This window comes from Pseudovibrio sp. W74 (assembly GCF_001623085.1).
In the GTDB taxonomy this organism is placed as follows: Bacteria; Pseudomonadota; Alphaproteobacteria; order Rhizobiales; family Stappiaceae; genus Pseudovibrio.
Map to the genome: position 1 here is coordinate 1 of NZ_LMCJ01000019.1, position 1,363 is coordinate 1,363.

The following is a 1,363-nucleotide window of genomic DNA, read 5'->3' on the forward strand; positions in this document are numbered from 1 at the left end:
ATCCTGGCCGAAGGGCAGGTTGTGGTAACTGCAGCTTTTTTGATGGCATCTGCGAGGGCGAAGCCCTTGCTGCAGATCTTCAGGCGAAATGACAAAGAGAGATGAAAGACTGGCGACTTGCTGAAGGCTGGCATGTGGCCGGTGCGCCGGTCGCTTGCCAGCCGTAAGCCCAATGCAAACATGGGTGTTCTGGGTTGCAAGATCTAAGTGGGATCAGCAGATCCCGCGCAGAGCTTGTGAACCAGGACGCTCCGTTTCTTGTAGCTTTGAAGGCCGATCGTTCTTGAAGGCTGGAGGGCACAAATGAAAAAAGGGGAGCTTTCGCCCCCCATCCTATCCATCAGGATGTTAGCACTAAAACAAATCAAACAAGTCTTTCTGGTGGGCAAGTAACTCATCAACGTAGTTGAGGATCGCAAAGGCATTATAGATATGATTGTGCTTCAAGCTGGCACTCACGCAGTAATCACCAATAGATCGGTATGGGTCGGCCTTATCATAAAAGACCTCTCCTTGGCGCAGTTCACACACCGCCTCACGGTATCCGCTCAAATCACGTTTCAACTGAGTTAAAGCAGTGGCCTTGATCGCTCTAAGCTCATGTGTGCGCTTGGGCTCTGCACACTGGTCAATGCGTTCAATCTCACCTGCCAGATACCCGCGATAGCCTGAAGCAATCACGCAACGTTTAATCTGTTTTGGGTAAAGCGGTGTTCCGCCGGTGTGGTAATACCAAGGATGGCAGGGGCCATAGCCCATGCTTTCAAATGTTGCGGCCATGGCAAGAAGTGCCTTTGAAAAATGGAGGAGCAGAAGGCCGCTTGCTTACTATCAAGCCGCCGCGCTTAACTTTAGCCCTTGAGTATTAGAACTCAGATGAACCAAGCACCTCGCCGCTTTCGTTAAATGCGGTCCATGTGTTTCCGGCAACATCAAACGCTGAGTTTTTCATCTGCTCCAGTTCAAGCGCTGCACCTACCCAAGTTGGTTCTATGTCAGTGGGTTTTTGCTCTTCAAGAAAATCACCGTAAACATAGACGTTGGAGTTCTTTGGAACTGGGCCATAGAAGTTAGATGGTTCAGCCACATCGGTTTTATCTGTGACAATCAACTCTTGATCTGATTGTATAGCCCAAACTTTGTTGCAGTACGCAGTTTGCTCTGTTGGCCCGCTTACTTGTCCCAGCACCTTTCCAGAATTCTTGCAGATAAGCTGCGTATACAAAACATTGGTGGTTTCTCCGACTGCGATCATTTCTATTTCTCCTTAGCCGCCTCACAAGAGGCCTGTTTCTATTTTTCTTGCCAAGCAAGCGGGTGAGCTGATGCAATCCAAAAAGACCTGTTTCCCCATCCTGGCCGA

At 49.4% G+C, this 1,363-nt stretch carries 3 protein-coding genes; all 3 read right to left on the bottom strand.

Going from position 1 to position 1,363, the window contains the following annotated elements; all coding sequences use genetic code 11:
* Positions 1 to 182, bottom strand: a 182-nt coding sequence (locus PsW74_RS29120; RefSeq protein ID WP_206599933.1) for a hypothetical protein, incomplete at its 3' end; no start/stop codon positions are given.
* Between the two features lie 172 nt (positions 183 to 354).
* Positions 355 to 780, bottom strand: a complete 426-nt coding sequence (locus tag PsW74_RS14605) for a hypothetical protein (protein ID WP_063290536.1) — start codon at positions 778 to 780, stop codon at positions 355 to 357.
* A gap of 85 nt (positions 781 to 865) precedes the next feature.
* Entirely contained in the window at positions 866 to 1,255 is a 390-nt protein-coding gene (locus PsW74_RS14610; protein WP_063290537.1) for a hypothetical protein, read from the bottom strand.
* Between the last annotated feature and the right edge of the window lie 108 nt (positions 1,256 to 1,363).

Coding starts and splice junctions, on each gene's coding strand:
- PsW74_RS14605 (WP_063290536.1), bottom strand. CDS start 780: ATGGCCGCAACATTTGAAAGCATGGGCTATGGCCCCTGCCATCCTTGG.
- PsW74_RS14610 (WP_063290537.1), bottom strand. CDS start 1,255: ATGATCGCAGTCGGAGAAACCACCAATGTTTTGTATACGCAGCTTATC.